General features: G+C 74.6%; 13 protein-coding genes. 2 read left to right on the plus strand and 11 right to left on the minus strand.

Annotation, left to right across the window (positions count from 1 at the left end; all coding sequences use genetic code 11):
* Positions 1-5: 5 nt before the first annotated feature.
* Positions 6-647 carry a LysM peptidoglycan-binding domain-containing protein gene (locus tag BS73_RS11450; RefSeq protein WP_037571525.1) on the minus strand — a complete coding sequence of 214 codons (642 nt, stop codon included), beginning with the start codon at positions 645-647 and terminating at the stop codon, positions 6-8.
* Between the two features lie 448 nt (positions 648-1,095).
* On the opposite strand from BS73_RS11450, the gene BS73_RS11455 reads away from it, so the two are divergent.
* Positions 1,096-1,956 (plus strand): hypothetical protein, encoded by an 861-nt coding sequence (locus BS73_RS11455; protein WP_037571526.1) that lies wholly within the window; start codon positions 1,096-1,098, stop codon positions 1,954-1,956.
* Between the two features lie 1,021 nt (positions 1,957-2,977).
* Here the strand turns inward: BS73_RS11455 and der are convergent.
* The 5 genes from der to BS73_RS11480 all read right to left on the minus strand — a co-directional run bounded on the left by der (position 2,978) and on the right by BS73_RS11480 (position 8,325).
* A complete protein-coding gene (gene der, locus BS73_RS11460) occupies positions 2,978-4,441 on the minus strand; it encodes a ribosome biogenesis GTPase Der (protein WP_037571528.1) in 1,464 nt (487 codons plus the stop codon).
* A 50-nt stretch (positions 4,442-4,491) separates the two neighbouring features.
* Positions 4,492-5,181: a lysophospholipid acyltransferase family protein gene (locus BS73_RS11465; RefSeq protein ID WP_051939820.1), complete on the minus strand. Its 690-nt coding sequence runs from the start codon at positions 5,179-5,181 to the stop codon at positions 4,492-4,494.
* On the minus strand, positions 5,178-5,864 hold the full coding sequence (gene cmk, locus BS73_RS11470) for a (d)CMP kinase (protein WP_152617581.1): 687 nt from the start codon (positions 5,862-5,864) through the stop codon (positions 5,178-5,180). Before cmk ends, BS73_RS11465 begins: the two co-directional genes overlap by 4 nt.
* 113 nt (positions 5,865-5,977) lie before the next feature.
* Positions 5,978-7,063 (minus strand): prephenate dehydrogenase, encoded by a 1,086-nt coding sequence (locus tag BS73_RS11475; RefSeq protein WP_037571530.1) that lies wholly within the window; start codon positions 7,061-7,063, stop codon positions 5,978-5,980.
* 92 nt (positions 7,064-7,155) lie between these two features.
* The gene (locus BS73_RS11480; protein ID WP_051939821.1) at positions 7,156-8,325 is read right to left on the minus strand and encodes a M24 family metallopeptidase; all 1,170 of its coding nucleotides are present in this window, start codon (positions 8,323-8,325) and stop codon (positions 7,156-7,158) included.
* A gap of 126 nt (positions 8,326-8,451) precedes the next feature.
* On the opposite strand from BS73_RS11480, the gene BS73_RS11485 reads away from it, so the two are divergent.
* On the plus strand, positions 8,452-8,844 hold the full coding sequence (locus BS73_RS11485) for a DUF952 domain-containing protein (protein ID WP_037571532.1): 393 nt from the start codon (positions 8,452-8,454) through the stop codon (positions 8,842-8,844).
* 13 nt (positions 8,845-8,857) lie between these two features.
* Here BS73_RS11485 and BS73_RS11490 read toward each other — a convergent pair whose 3' ends face one another.
* From BS73_RS11490 to BS73_RS11510, 5 genes are all read right to left on the minus strand, one after another.
* A complete protein-coding gene (locus BS73_RS11490) occupies positions 8,858-10,000 on the minus strand; it encodes a pseudouridine synthase (RefSeq protein ID WP_037571534.1) in 1,143 nt (380 codons plus the stop codon).
* Complete coding sequence (gene scpB, locus BS73_RS11495) at positions 9,993-10,592, minus strand: SMC-Scp complex subunit ScpB (protein ID WP_051941389.1); 600 nt, start codon at positions 10,590-10,592, stop codon at positions 9,993-9,995. The genes BS73_RS11490 and scpB overlap by 8 nt, the downstream gene beginning before the upstream one ends.
* 428 nt (positions 10,593-11,020) lie before the next feature.
* The gene (locus BS73_RS11500; protein WP_084703972.1) at positions 11,021-11,959 is read right to left on the minus strand and encodes a segregation and condensation protein A; all 939 of its coding nucleotides are present in this window, start codon (positions 11,957-11,959) and stop codon (positions 11,021-11,023) included.
* Positions 11,960-12,071: 112 nt separating this feature from the next.
* Positions 12,072-12,821 (minus strand): hypothetical protein, encoded by a 750-nt coding sequence (locus BS73_RS11505; RefSeq protein WP_037571535.1) that lies wholly within the window; start codon positions 12,819-12,821, stop codon positions 12,072-12,074.
* Positions 12,818-13,930, minus strand: a complete 1,113-nt coding sequence (locus BS73_RS11510; RefSeq protein WP_407674999.1) for a ParA family protein — start codon at positions 13,928-13,930, stop codon at positions 12,818-12,820. Before BS73_RS11510 ends, BS73_RS11505 begins: the two co-directional genes overlap by 4 nt.
* Positions 13,931-14,128: the final 198 nt, after the last annotated feature.

The following is a 14,128-nucleotide window of genomic DNA, read 5'->3' on the forward strand; positions in this document are numbered from 1 at the left end:
CCGGATCAGACGTCGAGACGCTGGCCCACGAAGATCAGGTTCGGGTCGGCACCGATCGTGCTCCTGTTCCTCTCGTAGAGCTTGGTCCAGGAGATGCCCTTGTGGGCGGCGATGGAGCTCAGGGTGTCCCCCGACCTGACGGTGTAGTCGCCAGAGCCGGTGCGGTAGTGGTGGACGGCGCTGGAGCCGGTGCTCCGGACCGCGTCCTCGGAGGTGTGGGAGGTGTTGGCGGTGGAGCGGCTGTGGTGGTGGACACCGGCCGAGCGCGACACCCCGGCGGACGTGGAGCCGCCCTTGGTGAGCCCGTATCCGGTGTTCGGCCAGGCGCCCGGCCCCTGCGAGGCGAGCACCCGCTCGGCGACGGCTATCTGCTCGGACTTGCTCGCCTCGGAGGCGTTCGCCGCGTAGGCGGTGCCCCCGTAGGCGGCCCAGGTCGACTGGGAGAACTGCAGTCCGCCGTAATAGCCGTTACCGGTGTTGGCGTGCCAGTCGCCGCCGCTTTCGAGCTGCGCGACGTGGTCCCACTGCGAGGTGGACGCGGCAGAGGCGGAGCCGGCGTTGGCGAGTACTCCGACGGCGGGTGCGGCGACGGCCAGGCCGGCGATGACGGCGGCACGGACTGCGACATTCTCGCGACGGAAGATCATTGAGACCCTTTCGAGTTCCCCGGGATCGGCCGGCGGGCCGCGCGGTCCTGTCCACCGCACACGGCGTCCGCCGCCTGGGCCGGGTAGCGCTCGGTGCGCCGCCAGGAAACCTAGGCAGCGCCCGGAAGTCCTTTCAAATAATTCACTGAAAACCCAGCTCAAAAGGCGGTTACCAGTGGTATTGATCTAGGAATTGAGACAAGACCCGGAATGTTTCGGCCAATTCGCAAGATCGGGCGGCTGGTATTGTGACCGCGGTTACCCGGACGCCTCGGTGACCTCGCTCACATTATCGACGGGCCGTGGCGGCCCGAATACGGTGAGTGAAAGTGGAATCGGACATTCCCACCCGTTCGGGACCAGGACCGTGACCCCGAGCACACCGGACGCGTTCTCCCTCGTGGCCGGGTGCGCCCGCGCCCGGTTATCCCCGACCCGAGGAGTCTTCGTGCCCCGCATGCTCGACGTCAGCGACGATGTGCGCGCCGAGATCGGCGACGACGAGGCGGACCGGCTCATCGCCGGAGGCAGCGCCCCGGACGTGTACGACTGCACGTCCTGCCGGGCCCCGGGCGACGTCAACCAGGAGCACACCTCCACGGTGCTGTTCGTCGCCGAGGAGACGGCGGTGCTGGCCTTCGCCCACGCCCGCTGCATCCCGTCCCAGGTGGTCCCGGTCCAGGAGGAGCAGCTGCGCGGGGCCGTCCAGGGCCTCGCCCAGAACCCCGACCTGCCGGTGGACCAGGTCCCGCTGCAGGCGGCGATGCCGTCGATGCCCGCCCCGGCCGCTCCTGCCGCCCCCGAGAGGACCGGGGAGCCGGGCGGCCCCGCGGTGCTCAGCGTCACCTGCGGCCTGGTGCTGGTGCAGGACCCGGGCCAGGGCTCGGTGCCGCGCGCGGCGCTGGTGGTCGAGCCGACCGGCGGGGTGAGCCGGCCGGGCGGCTCCGGCGAGCAGGACGAGTTCTACGAGCTGGTGCTCGACCAGGGCATGGCGCCGGTGCCGAACGTGGACCAGGCCCCGGCGCAGCTCCCCGGCTGGTCCGTGCTGATCGCCATGGGCCGGCTGCACGCCGTGCTCCAGCCCGGCCCGCAGGGCGGCACCACCGCCTGGTGGCAGGCCCACCAGCCGCTCCAGGTCACCGACGCCTGGCGGCAGGCCGCCGTGGCGCACGGCGAGGTCCTCATGTACGCGGCCCCGCACGGCTACATCGGCCAGCAGCCCCGCGAGGACCTGATGCGCGCCGCCCTCGACCAGGCCGCCGCCAAGGGCGTCCTGGCCGGCGCCGCCCTCCCGCTGGCGGGCACCTGACCGCGCCCCGTGATCCGCGGAGCGGATCAGGCGGAGGGGAACTGCGCGGCCCGCGCGCGACGGCGGCGCCCCCGCAGTTCCCCGCGCCCCTCAAGTCGCCGCGCGCCGCTGCGGAACGCCGCCGAAGCGCCGGCCCGGGTGCCGGGCGGGGGCCGGGCCGCGGCGGGCCGGGGCGGGGGACGGGACACCGTCACGCGGCGCGAGCCACGGGCGCGCGCGACCACCGCCCGGTTCCCTCCCGCAACCCCGGGACGCTTCAGTCGTTGGCCAGGGCGTGCACAGCTATGACCCCTACCCCCCGCCCCGACCTGCGCTGACGCCACCCCCGTCGGCCCGGGTACCGTCCCCGGCACGCGTCCCCGCCCCGACTCCACTCCCCGCGTCTCCGCCACCCCCATCTACGACGCCCTCTACACGGAGTTCGAGCGGCTCTTCAGAACCCTCCCGGGGGACCGCACCGGAGAGGCCGAGCTGCACTTCAAGGGCTTCGCCCCGCCGGCCCCCGCGCACTCCCAGGCCCGCTACCAGGGCTGGGGCACCGAACGCCCGCTCTACGGCTGGGGCTCGGCCCCGCCGCCGCGCCCCCGCCCCCGCGCACGCCCCACGCCCGCGCACGCCCCAGCGGCTGGCCCGCGGCCGCTCCCACGGCGCACACCCCCGCCCACGGCCACCCGGCCCAGGCCGCCGCGGTCCCCCCGCAGCAGGCCTACCCGGCCCAGCCCTCGCACGGCCGGCACGCCCCCGGACGGCCCCGCGGGAGTGCCGATCCCGCCGGCCCCGCAGCCGCCGCAACCCCCGCAGCCCTACCTGCTGCACGCCGCTCAGCCGGCCCCCGGCCAGACGGCGTACGGCCACCCTCCGCGGCCCCCGCACGGGCGCGGGCTGCTCTCCCTTCCCCCCGGCCGCTCCTGACGGCTCGTCAGTACCCCGGGGTCCCCGGACACACCACGGGGCGCCGCCCCATCCAGGCAACGGCGCCCCGGGGGAACGCGGACGGACCGGCCGCCCGCGTCCCGGAGAGTCACTTCTTGCGGCTGCGCTTCTCCCGCACCCGCACCGAGATCGAGATCGGCGTCCCCTCGAAGCCGAACTCCTCGCGCAGCCGCCGCTCCACGAACCGGCGGTAGCCCGCCTCCAGGAAGCCGGAGGCGAAGAGGACGAACCGCGGCGGCCGCGTCCCGGCCTGCGTCCCGAAGAGGATCCGCGGCTGCTTCCCGCCCCGCACCGGGTGCGGGTGGGCGGCCACCAGCTCGCCCAGGAAGGCGTTCAGCCGTCCCGTCGGGACCCGGGTCTCCCAGCTCGCCAGCGCGGTCTCGATCGCCGGGACCAGCTTCTCCATGTGCCGCCCGGTGTGCGCCGAGACGTTCACCCGGGGCGCCCAGCGGATCTGCACGAGCTCCTGCTCGATCTCCCGCTCCAGGTAGTACCGGCGCTCCTCGTCCAGCAGGTCCCACTTGTTGTAGGCGACCACCACGGCCCGGCCGGCCTCGACGGCCATCTGGATGATCCGGATGTCCTGCTCGGCCAGCGGCTCGCTGCAGTCGATCAGGACCACCGCGACCTCGGCCTTCTCCAGCGCCGCCGCGGTCCGCAGCGAGGCGTAGAAGTCCGCGCCCGCGGTCTGGTGGACCCGGCGCCTGATGCCCGCCGTGTCGATGAACCGCCAGGTCTTGCCGCCCAGTTCGATCAGCTCGTCCACCGGGTCCCGGGTGGTCCCCGCGATCGGGTTGACCACCACCCGGTCCTCGCCCGCGACCTTGTTGAGCATCGAGGACTTGCCGACGTTCGGCCGGCCGATCAGGGCGACCCGGCGCGGCCCGCCGACCGCCCCGGCCCCGAAGGTCTGCGGCGGCGCCTTCGGCAGCACCTCCAGCACGGCGTCCAGCAGATCGCCGGAGCCGCGTCCGTGCAGCGCCGAGACGGGGTACGGCTGGCCGAGGCCGAGCGACCACAGCCCGGCCGCGTCCGCCTCGCCGGACGGTCCGTCCACCTTGTTGGCGGCCAGCACCACGGGCTTGCCGCTCCTCCGCACCAGGCGGATCAGCGCCTCGTCGGTGTCGGTGGCGCCGACCGTGGCGTCCACCACCAGCAGCACCGCGTCCGCGCTCTGGATGCCGAACTCGGCCTGCGCGGCCACCATCTTGTCCAGCCCGAAGACGTCGAGCTCCCAGCCGCCGGTGTCCACCAGCTTGAAGCGGCGGCCGGCCCACTCCGCCTCATAGGTCACCCGGTCGCGGGTGACGCCCGGACGGTCCTCGACCACCGCCTCGCGACGGCCGATGATCCGGTTCACCAGGGTCGACTTGCCGACATTGGGGCGGCCGACCACGGCCAGCACCGGGAGCGGTCCATGGTCCGCCGGGCCGAGGTCGCCGAGTTCCTCCTCGTCGAAACCCTCCTCGGCGGCCAGCTCCATGAACTCGGCGTACTCCTCCTCACCCAGCTCGCCGTGCTGGGGGTCGGTCGTACCGGTCGCTTCGTCCATCAGTCCTGCCGTTCTCACCGAGAAAAAAGGGTTTATGGGGAGTTGTGGGCTCAGCCGACCAGCACGGCGCCGGCGTCCGCTCCCAGGGTCTCGCGGGCCTCCGCCAGATGCCCCGCGAGCCGCGCCTGGACCTGCTCGCCGGCCTCCCGCAGCGCCGACCTGGTCCGCCGGCCGCTGCCGTCCCCGGCCTGGAAGGGCTCGCCGAACACCACGTCTATCCTGCCGCGCAGCCGCGGCAGGGAGAGCAGCGAGCTGCCCCGGCTGCCGGTGCCGAAGACCGCCACCGGGACCACCGGGGCGCCGGAGCGCAGCGCCAGGTAGGTCAGCCCGCCGCGCACCTGCTCGAAGTTGCCGCCGGCCAGCCGGGTGCCCTCCGGGAAGACGCCGACCGCGCCGCCGTCCGCCAGCACGCCGAGCGCCTGGGTTATCGCCGCCCGGTCCGCGCTGTCCCGGCTTATCGGTATCTGACCGACCCCGTTCAGCAGCAGACCGAGGGGGAACCGGAAGAACTCGCGCTTGATCAGGAAGTGCACCGGACGCGGCGACACCCCGAGCAGCAGCGGCCCGTCCAGGAAGTTGCTGTGGTTGGCCGCGAGGATCACCGGCCCCTGCGTGGGCACCCGCCACTCGCCGAGCACCCGCACCCGCCAGCCGCCGCGCGCCACCGCGGTGCCGATCCGCCGGCCGACGGCCGCGCCGAACTCCGTCGGCAGCTGCCGCCCGCTGTTCGTCGCGCTCATGCCGACACCCGTTCCCGCACCAGACCGACCACCCGGTCGACGACCTCGTCCAGCGACAGGTCGCTGGTGTCCACCTCGACCGCGTCCGCCGCCTTGGCCAGCGGCGAGGCCGCCCGGCCGGAGTCGGCCGCGTCCCGGCGGACCAGGTCCCCGGCCATCCGCCGGACGGTCTCCTCGTCCACGCCCTTGGCCCGCAGCTCGGCGGCGCGGCGCGCGGCGCGGGCCGCCGGGGAGGCGGTCAGGAAGACCTTGGCGGTGGCCCGGGGGAACACCACCGTGCCCATGTCCCGGCCCTCGGCGACGATCCCCTGCGGGGCGGCCGCGGCCGAGGCCCGCTGGATCTCCACCAGCCGGGCGCGCACCTCGGGCACCGCGGCGACCGCGCTGACCTTGGCGGTGACCTCCGCGGTCCGGATCGGACCGGAGACGTCCACGCCGTCCACGGTGATGGTCGGCCCGTCGGCGTCGATGCCGGCCAGCACGGCCGGCTTGTCGCAGGCGTTGGCGACCGCGTCCGCGTCGTCCACGTCCACGCCGTTGTTCAGCAGCCACCAGGTCAGCGCCCGGTACATGGCGCCGGTGTCCAGGAAGCCGAGACCCAGCCGGTGGGCCACGGCGCGCGAGACGGTGGACTTGCCGGAGCCGGCGGGTCCGTCGATGGCCACCACGACCGGTCCGGTCAAGCGATCGGTTTTCTGCACGGTCGGCGGCCTCTCACTTCTGTTCGGGGGGTTGACGGGGGGCGTCCCCCGTCAAGATTACCGGCCGCCGGAGGCCGAACTCCTCGCCCGGGCCCTCAGCCCCGGATCCGCCACCCGCGCTCGCGCAGCGCGGCGGCGAGGACGGGCACCGCCGTCGGCGCCACGGACAGCGTGACGAAGCCGGCCTGCTGCCCCGTCGAGTGCTCGATGGCCACGTCCTCGATGTTGACGCCGGCCTGCCCGGCGTCCCCGAACAGGCGGGCGAGCTCCCCTGGCTGGTCGCCGATCAGCACGGTGAGCGCCTCGTACCGGGTGGGCGGAGCGCCGTGCTTGCCCGGGATCCTGGACCGGCCGCGGTTGCCCCGGCGCATCACCTCGGCCACCGCCTGCGCGCCGGCCGCGCGCTTCTCCGCGTCCGCGCTCTGCAGGGCGCGCAGCCCGCCCACGGTCGCCCGGAGATCCTCGGCGACCTCGTCCAGGACATCGGCCACCACCCCGGCGTTGGCGGAGAGGATCTCCACCCACAGCTCCGGGTCCGAGGCGGCGATCCGGGTGGTGTCCCGGATTCCCGGGCCGGAGAGCCGCACCGCGGTCTCGTCCGCGTCCGCGAGCCGCGCGGCCACCATGCTGGAGAGGAGCTGCGGGGTGTGCGAGACCAGGGCCACCGCCCGGTCGTGGGCGCCCGGGTCCATCACCACCGGCACCGCCCCGCAGAGCGCCACCAGCTCCAGCGCCGCGTTGAGCGCGTCCGTCGAGGTGTCCGGCGCCGGGCTCAGCACCCACGTCCGGCCCTCGAAGAGGTCCGCCCGGGCGGCCAGCGGCCCGCTGCGCTCCGCGCCGCCCATCGGATGGCCGCCGATGTAGTCGCTGGTCCGGCAGCCGCGCGCGGCGATGTCCTGGCGCGGCCCGCTCTTCACGCTCGCCACGTCGGTGTAGGCCCGGGCCAGCCCGGCGGCCTGCGCCTCCGCCAGAACCTCGGCCACCAGGCCCGGCGGCACGGCGATCACCGCCAGGTCCACCGGCCCCGGCGGCTCCTCGGTGGTCCCCGCGCCCAGCGAGGCCGCGGTCCGCGCGGAGTCGAGATCCGCGTCCCGCAGATACACCGCGACGCCCCGCGCGGCCAGTGCCAACGCGATAGACGTCCCGATAAGCCCCGTCCCCACGACTGCGGCGCTACGCATTGCGACTACGTCCTCCAGCTAGATCTCCCCCCATCCTCCCGCAGTCCCCTCCGGGAGAGCCCCCCGCCCCGCAGGGTGGCGGCCGGCGCGCCTCAGCCCGGCAGGACCACCAGCTCGCGCGGGGTCAGGTTCAGCCGCTCCCCGCCCTCCGCCGTGCAGACGGCGATGTCCTCGATCCGGGCCCCGTACTCCCCGGGGAGATAGATCCCCGGCTCGATCGAGAACGCCATCCCCGGCTCCAGCGCCCGCGCCGACCCGGCGACGATGTACGGCTCCTCGTGGGTCTCCAGCCCGATTCCGTGCCCGGTTCGGTGGATGAAGTACTCCCCGTACCCCGCCTCCGCGATCCGGTCCCGCCCGACCGCGTCCAGCTCCTCCGCCGTGATCCCCGGGCGCACCGCCTCGCACTGCGCCCGCTGGGCCGCGAGCAGCACCTCGTACAGCTTCCGGTAGCCCGCGTCCGGCTCCCCGCCGACCACGTAGTTCCGGGTGGAGTCGGAGCAGTACCCGTCCTCCGTGGTCCCGCCGATGTCGACGACCACCGGCTCGCCGGCCGCGATCACCCGGTCCGACACCTCGTGGTGGGGGCTGGCGCCGTTCGGCCCCGAGCCCACGATGACGAAGTCCGCCGTCACATGCCCGGCCGCGACGATCGCGTCCGCGATGTCCCGCGCGACCTCCGCCTCGGTCCGCCCGGCCCGCAGCCACTCGCCCATCGAGGCGTGCACCGAGTCGATCGCGGCGCCGGCCCTCCGCAGCGCCTCGACCTCCGCCGGGGACTTCCGCATCCGCAGCTCCCCCAGCACGCCGCCGGCCAGCTCCTGCCCGGTGCCGGGCAGCGCGTCCCGGAAGGCCAGCACCTTCTCCGCCCACATGTGGTTGTCCAGGCCGACCCGGCCGCCCCCGGCCCGCGCCGCGAGCGCCTGCCGCAGCCGCTGGTGGATCAGCGCGTACGGGTCCTCGGTCTCGGCCCAGCCGACGATCTCGATGCCGAGCGCCCCGGCCGGGGAGGCCTCCGCCGCCGGCTTCTCCAGCAGCGGCACCACCAGGAACGGGTCGCCCTCGGCCGGCGCGACCAGGCAGGTCAGCCGCTCCAGCGGCAGCGCCGCGTAGCCGGTCAGGTAGCGGAGGTCGGGGCCGGGGCTGACCAGCAGCGCGTCCAGCCCGGCCGCCCCCGCCGCCCGCTGGGCCCGGGCGACCCGGTCCGCCGGGTACAGCGGCTCCGCGGCCTCCGTCGAACCCGTCCCTGTCGTGTCCGCCATCCCGTCCACGTCCTTCCCGACGCTCGGAACCCCCGCGATCACTCGCGATGACGGAGCCAATCTAGGCGGAGCGGCCGACGGCCACGACCCGGAGACGGGAAGCCCGCGGCGGGGTAGAACGAAAGCATGCTGCTGCACCTGACCCCGCTGGACGACTGGCTGGCGCACTCGGAGCGGCCGTACGCCCCGGCCTCCCTGGCACTGGAGGGTTTCGTGCACTGCTCCCCGGACGAGGAGACGGTGCTCGCCGTGGCCAACGCCCGCTACCGGGCGGTGGCCGGACCGCTGATGGTGCTGCTGATCGACGAGTCGCGGCTGGACTCGCCGGTCCGCTGGGAGCCGCCGGCCCCGGCGGTCTCCGCTGCGGCCGCGGCCTCCGCGCTGCCGTCCCCGCCGGACGGGGACGGCAGGCTCTTCCCGCACATCTACGGCCCGGTCAACCGGGGGGCCGTGGCCGGGATGCTGGAGGTGCTCCGGGACGCGGACGGCCGCTGGAGCAACCTCTCCGGCTGGAGCTGACGCCCGCCGCGGCCTACAGGCCGACCTCGCGCATCAGCATCCCCACCTCGGGGTTGGTCATCCGGCGCAGCCAGCCGGACTTCTGGTCGCCCAGCGCGATCGGCCCGAACTTCGTCCGGACCAGCCTCTCGACCGGGAACCCGCTCTCCGAGAGCAGCCGCCGCACGATGTGCTTCCGCCCCTCGTGAAGGACGACCTCGACCAGGTAGTTGCGGCCGACGTTCTCCACCACCCGGAAGTGGTCGACCCGGGCGAAGCCGTCCTCCAGCTCGACGCCCTCGCGCAGCCGCTTGCCCAGGTCGCGCGGGATCGGGCCCTGGATGGCGGCCAGGTAGGTCTTGGTCACGCCGTACCGGGGGTGGGTGAGCCGGTGCGCCAGCTCGCCGTGGTTGGTGAGGAGGATGATCCCCTCGGTCTCGGTGTCCAGGCGGCCGACGTGGAAGAGCCGGGTCTCCCGGTTGTTGACGTAGTCGCCCAGGCACTGGCGGCCCTCCGGGTCCTCCATGGTGGAGACCACGCCGGCCGGCTTGTTCAGCGCGAAGAAGAGGTAGGACTGGGTGGCCACGGTCAGCCCGTCCACCTTGATCTCGTCCTTCTCCGGGTCGACGCGCAGGCCCTGCTCGCGGACGACCTTGCCGTTGACCTCGACCCGGCCGTGGTCGATCAGCTCCTCGCAGGAGCGGCGGCTGCCCATGCCGGCCCGGGCCAGCACCTTCTGCAGGCGCTCGCCGGGCTCCTCGCCGAAGGTCTTCGGCAGCTTCACCTTGGGGCCCTCGTGCCGGGCGCGGACGGTGTCCTCCAGCTGCGCCTCCAGCTCGCGCGGGCGCGCGGGGCGCGAGGGGCGGCCGCGGCCGCCCTGGCCGCCCGGCCGCCCGCCCTGGCCGCCGGGCTTTCCGCCCCTGGCGGCCTGCCCGCCGCGGCCGCTGCGCGCGCCGGCGCCGCCGGCCGGGCCGCCGTACTCCGGGCCGTAGGTCCGCTCCTCCGGGCGCGGCTTGCGCGGGTTCCGCGGGGCGCCGCCGCCGCTGCGGCCGGCACCACCGCCGCCGCCGCTGCCGCCCTTGCGTCCCTGGGGGGAGCCGGGGTTGTCCCGGTCGCGCCCGTTGCCGGCCCCCCGGTAGTTGCCCCGCCCGTTGTTACCGCTGCCGTTGCTACGCATCAGAGTTTCCGTCGTCGTCTCGAGTACCAGAATCGGTGGACTGCGCGGCGACCACCGCCTCGGCGACCGCTTCGGTGATGATCGAGCCCTCCTGGGAGTCCGCCTCCACGTCCTCCGCCTCCGGCAGGAAGGGCGCCAGTTCGGGCAGCTCATCGAGGCCGCGAAGGCCCATGCGCTCCAGGAAGTAGTTCGTCGTCCGGTACAGGATCGCGCCCGTCTCGGACTCGGACCCGGCCTCTTCGACCAGTCCACGCTGCACCAGCGTACGCATGACTCCGTCGCAGTTCACACCACGGACCGCGGAGACCCGTGCGCGGGAGACCGGCTGCCGGTACGCGACGACGGCCAGCGTCTCCAGCGCGGCCTGCGTCAGACGGGACTGCTGGCCGTCCAGCACGAACCGGTCGACCGCCTCGGAGAACTCCGCCCGGGTGTAGAACCGCCAACCCCCGGCGACGAACCGGAGGTCGAAGCCGCGCCCCTGGGCGGCGTACTCGTCCGCGAGCTCCCGCAGCGCTCCGCGCACCTCCGCGCGCGGCAGGTCCAGCACCCCCGCCAGCCGCTCCTCGCCGATCGGCTCGTCCACCACCATCAGGATCGCCTCCAGCGAACCGCGCAGCTGCGCCGGATCCAGCGGTTCGGCGCCCTGGCGGTCCTCCGCCGCCGCACCGCCGCCGCCCTCGGTCGACCTCCCCGGCCCGGGGACCCCCGCAGGAGCGGCCGGCCCCGCGTCACCGACCCGGCTCCCCGGCACGCCCGCACCGGCAGAGCCGACCGGCCGAGCGTCGGCCGGCGCCACCGGCGCCACCGGCGCCGGCTCCGGTGCGGTGGCCGCCGGGCTCTCATCCCCCCCTGCGGCGGGTTCCTCCGAGAGCTCCGCCGGCCCGGGGGCGGTGGGCTCCGCCGTGGAGACCGCGCCCTCGGGGTCCTGCGGATCCTCGGCGTACGCGGAGGGGAGGTACTCCTCGGGGCGCGGGGCGCCGGGGACGCCCAGGGGACGGCGCGGGGTGGGGGGTGGGGTCATGGGTTGCTCTGCTCCTCATCCGGCTCGTCCCGGTCGCCCGGCTCGTCGAACTCGTCGGTGACGGCGACCTCCGCGTCCGCCCCGCCGATCCACTGCACCGTCAACTCACCCAGCGGCTCCGGCTGTTCGAAGGCCAGCACCTTCTCCCGGTACAGCTCGAGCAGCGCCAGGAACCGGGCCACGACCGTCAGCACGTCCGGGGCGTCCTCGGTCAGCAGCCGGAAGGTCGCCTCGCCCAGCTCCCGCAGCCGGTCCAGCACCAGCCCGGCCTGCTCGCGGACGCTGACCTTCGGGGTGTGGATGTGCTCGACGTAGACCGAGGGCTTCGGCTTGGGCACCATCGCCCGGGCCGCGATCCGGGCGAACCCCTCCGGGCCGACCGTGAAGACCACGTCCGGCAGCAGCTCGGCGTGGTGCGGTTCGAGCCCGACCGAGCGGGGCCGGCGCCGCCCCTCCTCCGCCCAGCGCCGCTCGAAGACCGCCGCGACCCTCTTGTACGCGCGGTACTGCAGCAGCCGGGCGAAGAGGAGGTCGCGCGCCTCCAGCAGGGCGAGGTCCTCCTCGTCCTCCAGTTCCGCGGCAGGCAGCAGCCGGGCGGCCTTCATGTCCAGCAGGGTCGCGGCGACCACCAGGAACTCGCTCGCCTGGTCGAGGTCCCAGTCCGGGCCCATCGCCCGGATGTGCGCCACGAACTCGTCGGTGACGCGGGAGAGGGAGACCTCGGTGACGTCCAGCTTGTGCTTGGCGATCAGGTTCAGCAGCAGGTCGAACGGGCCCTCGAAGTTGTCCAGCCGCACCTGGAACCCGGAGGGCTCCGGCTTCTCGCCGCTCTCGGCGGCTGCACCGCTCTCAGCGGCCGCACCGCTCTCGGCGGCTGCGGCGGCCTCAGCGGCCTCGGCCGCGTCGGCGGGCTCGGTAGCGGGCGTAGTCGTCATCGGTGTCCCTCAGGCTAGAGCGCCGACGACGCCGGCACCGCGCGCGACACCACCGGGGGCGCACTCCGCCGCCCGGCGCGCCGGCCGCCGCCGGGGAACCCCGGCCGCCGCCTCAGCGCCCGCGCAGACGCCGGACCAGGATACTGGCCTCGCCCCGCTGCTCGAGGTCGGCGAGGACCACCGCCACCGCCTCGCGCACGATCCGCCCGCGGTCCACGGCGAGCCCGTGCTCTCCGCGCAGCACCAGACGGGCGTGCTCCAGGTCCATCAGCTCCTCGGCGGAGACGTAGACCGTGATCTTCTCGTCGTGGCGTTCCCGGCCGCTCGGCCGGCGCGGGGCCCGCGCCTTGCGCCGGGCCGGGCCGTCCTGCGCCGGGATCCCGGCCGCCGCGGCACCGCCCTGCGGAGGCCGGGGCGCTCCGCCCTCGGCTCCGGCGACCCCGCCCGGCGCGGGACCGCGCCGACCGCCCGGCCGCTCGCTCTCGCCGCCCGCGGCGGAGCCGTGCTCCTCCGCCGAGGCCAGCCCACCGGCCGCCCCCGCGGCGGCGGTCGGCCCGCTCCCGGCTCCGTCCCCTGGCCCGGCGGAGCCCGAGGGCCGCCCGCCGGCCGTGCCGTTCACGCCGTGGAGGCCGGAACCGCCGGCTCCGCCACCGCCCGCCGCGGGACCGCCGACGGCCGAACCGCCCGCCCCGCCCGAACCGTTGGCGCTGCCGTTGGCGCCGCTCTCGGCCCCCGCGCCGCCCTCGGCGTCCGCGGTGTTCCCCGTCCCTGTCCCTCCGCGCGACGGGTCGTGCGTGCGGGGGGTGGTCAGCGCCGTCCCCCCGGTGGTCCTGAAGAGTTCATCGGCTCCGGGCAGACTCACTCGGCGGGGCACCGGGCGAGCACCTCCCTGGCGAGCTGGCGATAGGCGGCCGCACCGACCGAGTTGGACGCGTAGGTGGTGATGGGCTCACCCGCCACCGTGGTCTCGGGGAAGCGCACCGTACGGCCGATGACGGTGTGGAAGACGTGGTCCCCGAACGCCTCGACGACCCGGGCCAGCACCTCGCGGCTGTGCACGGTCCGCGAGTCGTACATGGTGGCCAGGATGCCGTCCAGGGCGAGTTCGGGGTTGAGCCGCTCGCAGACCTTCTCGATGGTCTCGGTGAGCAGCGCGACTCCACGCAGCGCGAAGAACTCGCACTCCAGCGGGACGATCACGCTGTTCGCCGCGGTGAGGGCGTTCACCGTGAGGAGGCCGAGCGAGGGCTGGCAGTCGATGATGATGTAGTCGTAGTCCGGCATCAGCGGCTTCAGCGCCCGCGCCAGCGACGACTCCCTCGCCACCTCGCTGACCAGCTGGACCTCGGCCGCCGACAGGTCGATGTTGCTGGGCAGCAGGTCCATGTTGGGCACGGCGGTCTTCAGCAGCACGTCGTCCGCGCTGACCCCGCGCTCCATCAGCAGGTTGTAGACGGTGAGTTCGAGCTCCATCGGGTTGACCCCGAGGCCGACCGACAGGGCGCCCTGCGGGTCGAAGTCGACGAGGAGCACCCGCCGCCCGTACTCGGCGAGCGCGGCCCCCAGGTTGATGGTCGACGTGGTCTTGCCGACGCCGCCCTTCTGGTTGCACATCGCGATGATCTGCGCCGGGCCGTGCTCGCTCAGCGGCGTGGGGATCGGGAAGTACGGCAGCGGACGGCCGGTGGGGCCGACCCGCTCGCGGCGCTGCCGCGCCACGTCGGGCGCGAGCGTGGCGGCGTACTCGGGGTCCGGCTCGTACTCGGCGTCGGGATCGTAGAACTGGCCGTCGGGGCCCTCGACGTAGGCCGGGAGACCCGGCTCGACCTCGGTGCCCACGGCCTGCTGCTTGGCGGGCTCGCCGAGCCCCGCGCCGTCCCGCCGGCTCTGCTGTCCGTACGACGACCCGTACGACCCGTGGGTTGGGGTGTAGCCGGACTGCTGACGCGCCTCGAAGGTTCGGACCGACACCGAGTCGACCGCGTGCGACCGGGCAGCGGGCTCACTCAGCCCCGCCTGACCGGCGGCATCCTGCGCCAGTCCTGGCTGACCACCCCCGGGAGCAAATGTCGACTCATTCACAAGTCGTCTTACCTCCTTGGCGACCAGGACACTTCTTGATAGGTCAGCGTGACACCATGCCGACGGTTCGCGACTCTAGGCCGTTTC

Origin of the sequence: Phaeacidiphilus oryzae TH49, assembly GCF_000744815.1 — a bacterium.
GTDB lineage: Bacteria > Actinomycetota > Actinomycetes > Streptomycetales > Streptomycetaceae > Phaeacidiphilus > Phaeacidiphilus oryzae.